This is a genomic window from Wolbachia endosymbiont of Nomada ferruginata (assembly GCF_001675785.1).
Lineage (GTDB): Bacteria > Pseudomonadota > Alphaproteobacteria > Rickettsiales > Anaplasmataceae > Wolbachia > Wolbachia pipientis.
Map to the genome: position 1 here is coordinate 1 of NZ_LYUY01000072.1, position 7,403 is coordinate 7,403.

A 7,403-nucleotide genomic window follows, 5' to 3' on the forward strand; every position below is an offset into this window, starting at 1 on the left:
TTCCGCTGGTCCCATCTTTGATATGCTGCCATGCCGATCAACTTCTCCAGAAGAATATTGCCTTGGTGTCAACCCTATATACCCCAGTTGCGGATTAGCCAACGAAGTAAAGCTTAGAAATACAGGGCTTTTTCGGCTGCATGGAATATGAAACAAGCGTAGAAAAAATGTGTACCAAAAAATTTATCGGTGATCTATGGCGAGTATGCTCAATCTCAAATTTGTTTTTCAGAGAGCCAAAAACTGTCTCAATAATCGATCTTTTTCTTAACAAAATCTTCTCATTTAGCGCCATTAATGAGTTTTTCATACCCTTTTTTATACTGGTTACAAGCTTTAACCCTCTATCGAATAATTCGTGAAAAAGATCTTTTTTGATATGTCCTTTATCTCCAAACAATAATCCAGTTAATTTCTTAGTTAAATTTGGCACAGGTATCAACGTTGCCTTTTATCACCGTAACCCCTTGAATTTCGCCAGTTTCATTGATTACTAGATGTACCGAAAAACCACCCATAAGTAGTCTTTCCAATCTTTGCCAACCCTTTGAAAACTTTGTTTCTCGAGGTCCTTTTTGGATGGCAAACAGCGATAGATGTTGCATCTATGTACGAAATCCCTGTCACTTTTGACTGTTCGCAAAACCATTGCATTAAGAGCGCTAAATACCATAAAACCCGCGATTTTAGCCTGATAAACCTACTATAGGATGGCAATTTTGGAAACGCTGATTCGTATAATAATTTCAAATAATGCACATAGAAAATTTTAAAATTGTCGCACTTGGATTGGTGATATAGCAATATTATGGTAAAAATCTCTGAATGCGTAATCTCTGGCGTCCTGGTTGGTTTTTTGCCACTTGGTAGAAGTTTTTCTGCAAAATTTTCATCGACTGTATTGCAAAAATCATCGACTATACAAAAGATTTCTGTTACTTTCTCTTTCATTGGTAACCTCCTATTTTAGGAATGAATATCAAATACCTCGGAGTTTACCCTATTTCCTTACCTTTTCTATTTTTTCTAATTTACAACTGGGGTTAGCAGTGCTGTGAGAATGGTTGAAAGCGCAAAAGAAAACCTCTCGGAAGTTAAAAATATACTGGTCGATGCAGGTTATACAGGAGAAAATTTTGCAACTCAAATAAAAACGATTATTGGAGCAACTGTAGAAGTAATAAAACGAAGTGAATTACATTCCTTTGCTGTATTGCCACAAAGATGGGTTGTAGAGCGATCTTTCTCTTGGTTAGAAAAATGCAGACGATTGTGGAAAAATTGCGAGCGAAAACTTAACACTAGCCTACAAATGGTCGTTCTTTCCTTCATTTCTCTTCTATTGAGAAGATTTTAAACAGGTTCTAAATCTTTATTTTAAAAATGTCATATTGACCACCGGTACCTGAAAATACTATTCCAATTGATCAGAGCTATCCATTTCCTTAATTTTTGTAACGTTGTCATAGGAGTACTATAATTTAGTATCAACTATGTTTTATTGTTTTTGCATCTAAAAAAATTTAGCTTATTCAAGCAACATTTTGCCTTTTTTTGGATGTAGGGATTTTTTAGGAATTGTCTTCTTGAATTCTATGGTATTTTGTTTAACATTGAAACAAGATTCCAGTGTCAGCTACTTGCATGACATTGTTGGTTAATGTTTTATGGCTTTACGATAGCTATACAACTTATCTTAAAAGCAATATAGTGTTTACTATACAATGAATCAAAGATAGTAAGTAAAGTCTATGGAATTTCAAATCGCTACACATTTTCAACCGGCTGGGGATCAACCACAGGCAATCGATAGCTTAATTGCAGGGCTAAATAGCAATAAAAGAGATCAGGTTTTGCTTGGAGTTACTGGTTCTGGGAAAACTTTTACTATGGCAAATGTTATTGCAAGGACAAACAGGCCTGCATTAATTATGGCACACAATAAAACTTTAGCAGCACAGCTTTATGAGGAAATGAAAGGATTGTTTCCCCATAATGCTGTTGAATACTTCATTTCTTATTATGATTATTATCAACCTGAAGCCTATTTACCACAAACTGATACTTATATCGAAAAAGATTCTGCAATTAACGAAAGAATTGAGATGCTGCGTTATTCCACCGTCTGCTCCCTTTTGGAGCGCAGGGATACGATCGTAGTTGCCAGTGTTTCCTGCATATACGGTCTTGGTTCGCCTGAGAGCTACCGCAGCATGATCATACCGCTTAGTGTTGGAAATAAAATTCATATTAATGATTTCCTGAGCAACTTAACTGATCTTCAATACAAGCGCTCTGATGCCAGGTTTGAGAGAGGATATTTCAGAGTGCGCGGCGATATTATTGATATATTTCCTTCCCATTATGAAAATAAAGCTTGGCGTTTATCGTTATTTGGCGATGAAATAGAAGAAATTTCTAAAGTTGATGCTATAACGGGCAATGTTACCAAAGGCGTAAATAAAATCACCATTTTTCCAAATAGCTATTACATAACCCCACGTGAGGCTTTGTTGCAGGCAATTGAACTAGTCAAAAAAGAGCTGCATGAACGCTTGGATTATTACTACTCGCAAAATAAGATTGTTGAAGCAAAGCGCCTCGAGCAACGCACTAATTTTGATATCGAAATGATGAGAACAACAGGAATAAGTAAAGGTATTGAAAATTATTCGCGTTATCTCTATGGAATGGAAGCTGGGGATCCACCACCTACTTTGTTTGAATATTTACCTAAAGACGTAATTTTATTTGTTGATGAGAGTCATGTCACCGTTCCTCAGGTTGGTGCGATGTACAGTGGTAATGAGGCGCGTAAAAAGAAATTGATCGACTATGGCTTCAGGCTCCCTTCCGCTTTTGATAATCGTCCATTAAAATTTGAAGAGTGGGAGGGAGTTAGGCCGCAGACTATTTACATTTCAGCCACTCCCGGAAAGTATGAGTTGGCAAAGACCAATAATGTATTTATAGAGCAAGTTATCCGTCCAACAGGGCTTACGGACCCAATCTGCATTGTAAAACCAATAGAGAGTCAAATTGATGATGTAATTCATGAGGCACAAGTGACAATAGGGAAGGGATTTTGTGTTTTAATCACTACATTGACGAAAAAAATGGCTGAAAATTTAGCTGAATATATGAGTGAATTGAATATGAGAGTGAGTTATTTGCATTCTGATATTGCTGCGCTGGAGAGAATAGAAATTATATACAAATTGAGATCTAAAGAAATCGATGTTTTAGTAGGTGTTAACTTGCTGAGGGAAGGTCTTGATATTCCAGAGTGTGGGTTGGTTGCAATTTTGGATGCTGATAAAGAAGGATTTTTGCGATCGGAAACTTCATTAATTCAAACGATTGGTCGTGCTGCGCGTAATGCTGAAGGTAGAGTAATTTTGTATGCAGATAAAATCACTGGTTCTCTGGATCGTGCGTTAAAAGAGACTGAAAGAAGAAGAAAAAAACAAGAAGAACATAATATATTGCACAATATTATCCCAAAGACTATAATAAAACCTATATCAAACACCTTACAGGAGAGGGCAATAGCAGAACCGAAAGTAAATACTAATAAGGATGATTTGAGAAAGCAAATGATAGAGCATGCTGAAAATTTAGAGTTTGAAGAAGCAGCAAGAATAAAAAAATTATTGCAAGGTTAAGTAATATATGATGCTATGGGCATAGCATGAAAGTGTAAATAATTTTATTGATATCTTTATATTAATACTTTTTAAATATTTAGTACGGTGCAATATCTGCAATGGATGAGAAAAACTAACACCAGTGCTTTCAGGGTCAGGGACTTTGGCTCCAACCCTAATAAAACACTTGGGTGGTTAAGATATATCTAAAAACCTCAATTTTTCTCCAAAACTTTTGACATATACTTTGCCTGTTGCACACTACACTCTTTGCACTCTGAAGAGACATTTCCCCTATGTAGCACAGCAGGAGAACCCATAGAACAAAAACCACTATCTCTATCAACTTTTTTAGAACTAGAGTTATCAGGTGACGATAATTGTGCTTCTGCAAGTCGCAATAACTGTGATTCTTTACCCTCACATAGAGATCTGCTTAGCTCCCTTTTCCCCTCAAGAGCATGCGTCAAATATAAAAGCCGCTCCTCCCCAGGGGAGAAATAGTTGGAGTTTAGCTTCTTTCGCTCCTCAGGAGAAAGAAATGGGCGTAGTTCCTCCCTCTGATCAGGATCAAGACGTTGTTGCCACTCTGGTCCACCTTCATGCGTAGGAGAAGTCACTCCTGAGGGTGGATTATTTTTTGCTTTTATTCTAGTTGGGAATGAAAAAAATGGCTTAGACACAGGTGGTTTTTCAGTTACAGGAGTTCCAGGAGTACTTCGCGTTGTATCACGCCCTACATCATGTCGCTTAAGGTTTACGCCATATTGCTTCTTAAAAGGTGAAGAGAGCAATTTTTTTATTTTTTGAACACCACCCCCATGTTTCTTCTCCGGAGATTCACTTTCTTGTGACTTTGCTTCAAAACACTCATCACTACTTTTTCGATCACTTTTATCAGTAACTTGCTGTTTTTCAGGTTCCTCATTACAAATGTTCTTCATATCTTTTGGAGAATCTTCAGAAACCCCAGAATTTAAGGACATTGAATTATCCCATGCTATAGGAAAAGGAATCGATGATGGTCTACAGGTCATTTTCTGATCCCGAATATTAGCCTCTGTTAGCATACCTTCACCAGCACCTAAAGATAGCTGTGATTGACCACAAGTGGGTTGACTTGGATCTATTTCCCCCAGCACCCCCCGAAAAGGCTCTGTTTCTTCCTCTTTTTTTGATCTTCGCCTGGGATGCTTCTCTAACCCTTCACCACGACTCCGCTTGGGACACCCCCGTGTCGGTGATGCTTCAGCTAATAGCGTTCGAGGAAGCTCAGGGTCAATGGACAGTTCATGGTCTTTGTTGATTACAGAGCTTTCCATGATTTTATTCAGCACACAATAAGAAATGTCTTTGTCATAAAAGTCTATTCCATATACTCCTCGATTACCAAATACCGGTAGGTGTTTTGGTGAAATATAATCTTCAACATTATTTAACACAACCATACCAAATACATTATTAATATAGCCCACTTCTTTCTTATTTAAAAGTCTACAATTTTCTTTGCCTCCAATACCAGAAGTAATTTGTATAATAGGTACAAGAACTGAATTCTCACCATGGCCTGTATAAGAAGTATGCAATATAGTATCAGCTGGTATGCCCATTCCACGAAGCAAAACAATTATTGGAAATTTCAGACTCTCAACAACTTCATCCTTGCTACTTGGAACCTGAAAGTCACGACATATCAAAGATGCTTTTCTTTTTACTACCCTCCTAATGAACTCAACATTATCAAAAATGCTTGCCTTTATATACACACAATTGTCCTTGATTTTCAAAAAATCATCAGTTCTTTTAGGGCCGTTTTTATAATTTTTTACCCTTGACGAGAATGACTCTACAAAATAATCTTGTAACCTTTTATCATAGAAACGCATACAATACAGATAAGATTTCCTGTCAAAGCTTTTATCAGACGTATGCTCTTCTACATATTCTAAACCACAATCTCTTCCCATAGCACCTGTGACGTCTCTCGCAAGCCCATTAGCTAGTAAACATTTTAGATTAAAAACTACACCTTTACCTATTGGCACTAAAAGCTTATATCCCTCCTTATATTTAGTCAACTGCCTTTCATTAAAGTTAAAAGGAAAAAACTTTGTATTAAAAGACATATTAGCACCACTTTCACTCCCACAAAATGTTTCTACTATGCTTTCCTTTATATTGTGCAAGTACTCCATGCATTGACCAACATCCATATCTTTATCAAATGAGATAATAATACGATTTTCCTTCTTAAAAAAAGTTTGATCTGTGCTTTGTACAGTAAAATTAGTAATGCCAATATCATTTTCACAAAGAATAATGTTAAATGCTCTTACTAATTCTTTATTCATTATATTAGGCATAATAACCCTCCCTATTCAAATTACCATAAATTTACTGTTACTTACCACTTCTGCCACTACCTTGACCACTAGATTGATTTTGCTTCCTTCTCTCCTCCTCACGCTTAATTCTCTCTGTAAAGTCATCAACTCTCCTTGGGTCTACTTTACTTAGGTCAATTCTTCCTCCTCCAGGAGCATTATTGTCACCATATTTTCGTTTATTATCATTATCATTATCATTCGGCATATTACTCTCCAGTAAAAATATTATGTAATTAATATACTAAAAATAAAATTAAGTGCAAGCACTTTTTTATATTTTTTTTCAAAAAATTTTATTCACTCTTTTTCATAAAACCCAACTTTCAAGATTCCAGCGTCACGTGCTACCCTTTCTTGTCATCCCAGTGCCCAGACACTGGAATCTAGTCTTTTTTGCAATTTCATCAAAAACGCTCCTTTTTAACATAAAACCCTACATTTATCAAACCCAATGCACAGTCTGGATTCCAGCGTCACCCGCTGGAATGACAAAAAAAGATGCTGAATGACACTCGTGTTTCTTTATGTCATACCAAATACCCATAGGTGTCATCCCAGTGCCCAGACACTGGGATCCAGTCTTTTTTGTCATCCAAGTAGCTAACACTGGTTCTTTGCAATTTCATCAAAACCACTCCCTTTTAACATAAAACCCTACATTTACCAAACCCACAGCCTGGATTCCAGTGTCACGCACTGGAATGACAAAAAAGAAATCACTGTAATCTAACTACCTTCATGATTATGTCTTTCCTACTGACTGACCTTCTGCACATTTCTCAACTTTTACATCATTAGTCAATCCTTTTGGTGGTTGAGCATTACTTGCAGAACTACGCTGATCAGCACTAGTATTAGACTTATCACTAGTGCCTGATGGAGCTTGCCAATCACCAATTGGATAATCGTGCGCAGGAGGTTTATTACTGTTATCTAGGTTTGCTCTTCTTAATTTCCTATTACCAAGTTTAAATTTTCCACCTCTTTTTCGCTGATCTTGTTTTGGCTTCTCCTCCTCCGGAGCTTTCGGTGGACACACCTCTTTCTTCGGTTCCTCAGGTCTTGCTTTCTTCTCTTCTTCCACTTTTGGTTTTGTTTCCTCGCGGTTCTCATTGTTTATAACCTCCTTAAATATAGAAGGCATTATAGGCTTTGGTAAAAGATCAAGCTCTGGTTTGCTCAGAGGGACTGGCCTTACAAATCCGGGTGAAACTTCAAAAAGGGAAACTGGCACTTTAGGTTTTTCTCTTTCATCTACCTTTATTTCTACTTCTTTGCAAACTTCTTTATTTTCTTCTTTTAATGATGTTTTTTCTGCTTTTTTATCTTCTTTTTCTGTAGATGCCTCTACCGCAGCCGCCAACTCAAC

The 7,403-nt window shown here is 36.9% G+C and carries 5 protein-coding genes and 3 pseudogenes; 2 read left to right on the forward strand and 6 right to left on the reverse strand.

Translation table 11 applies throughout. The annotated features are described in order from the left end of the window. On the reverse strand, positions 1-156 hold a 156-nt coding region (locus BA053_RS08625), incomplete at its 3' end, for a transposase (RefSeq protein WP_369404179.1). Further along, positions 95-951 (reverse strand): annotated as a pseudogene (locus BA053_RS04580) (IS982 family transposase). The gene BA053_RS08625 and the pseudogene BA053_RS04580, both read right to left, overlap by 62 nt. Positions 952-1,036: 85 nt before the next feature. Between BA053_RS04580 and BA053_RS04585 the strand changes: the two are divergent. Both BA053_RS04585 and uvrB read left to right on the forward strand, forming a co-directional pair. Further along, positions 1,037-1,357, forward strand: a pseudogene (locus tag BA053_RS04585) (transposase); the annotation flags it as partial. 394 nt (positions 1,358-1,751) lie between these two features. Then, positions 1,752-3,665, forward strand: a complete 1,914-nt coding sequence (uvrB, locus tag BA053_RS04590; RefSeq protein ID WP_065095141.1) for an excinuclease ABC subunit UvrB — start codon at positions 1,752-1,754, stop codon at positions 3,663-3,665. Between the two features lie 197 nt (positions 3,666-3,862). Here the strand turns inward: uvrB and BA053_RS04595 are convergent, their stop codons facing one another. From BA053_RS04595 to BA053_RS07810, 4 genes and pseudogenes are all read right to left on the reverse strand, one after another. Then, positions 3,863-6,010 (reverse strand): hypothetical protein, encoded by a 2,148-nt coding sequence (locus tag BA053_RS04595; protein ID WP_065106813.1) that lies wholly within the window; start codon positions 6,008-6,010, stop codon positions 3,863-3,865. Positions 6,011-6,047: 37 nt separating this feature from the next. Continuing rightward, the gene (locus BA053_RS04600; RefSeq protein ID WP_065095443.1) at positions 6,048-6,239 is read right to left on the reverse strand and encodes a hypothetical protein; all 192 of its coding nucleotides are present in this window, start codon (positions 6,237-6,239) and stop codon (positions 6,048-6,050) included. 237 nt (positions 6,240-6,476) lie between these two features. Further along, positions 6,477-6,626 carry a hypothetical protein gene (locus tag BA053_RS07420; RefSeq protein WP_156518109.1) on the reverse strand — a complete coding sequence of 50 codons (150 nt, stop codon included), beginning with the start codon at positions 6,624-6,626 and terminating at the stop codon, positions 6,477-6,479. 150 nt (positions 6,627-6,776) lie between these two features. Beyond that, a pseudogene (locus BA053_RS07810) lies at positions 6,777-7,403 on the reverse strand (hypothetical protein); the annotation flags it as partial.

What these genes read in the sequence shown, in the direction of transcription:
- uvrB (WP_065095141.1), top strand. Translation starts at nt 1,752, where the DNA reads ATGGAATTTCAAATCGCTACACATTTTCAACCGGCTGGGGATCAACCA.
- BA053_RS04595 (WP_065106813.1), bottom strand. Translation starts at nt 6,010, where the DNA reads ATGCCTAATATAATGAATAAAGAATTAGTAAGAGCATTTAACATTATT.
- BA053_RS04600 (WP_065095443.1), bottom strand. Translation starts at nt 6,239, where the DNA reads ATGCCGAATGATAATGATAATGATAATAAACGAAAATATGGTGACAAT.
- BA053_RS07420 (WP_156518109.1), bottom strand. Translation starts at nt 6,626, where the DNA reads ATGACAAAAAAGACTGGATCCCAGTGTCTGGGCACTGGGATGACACCT.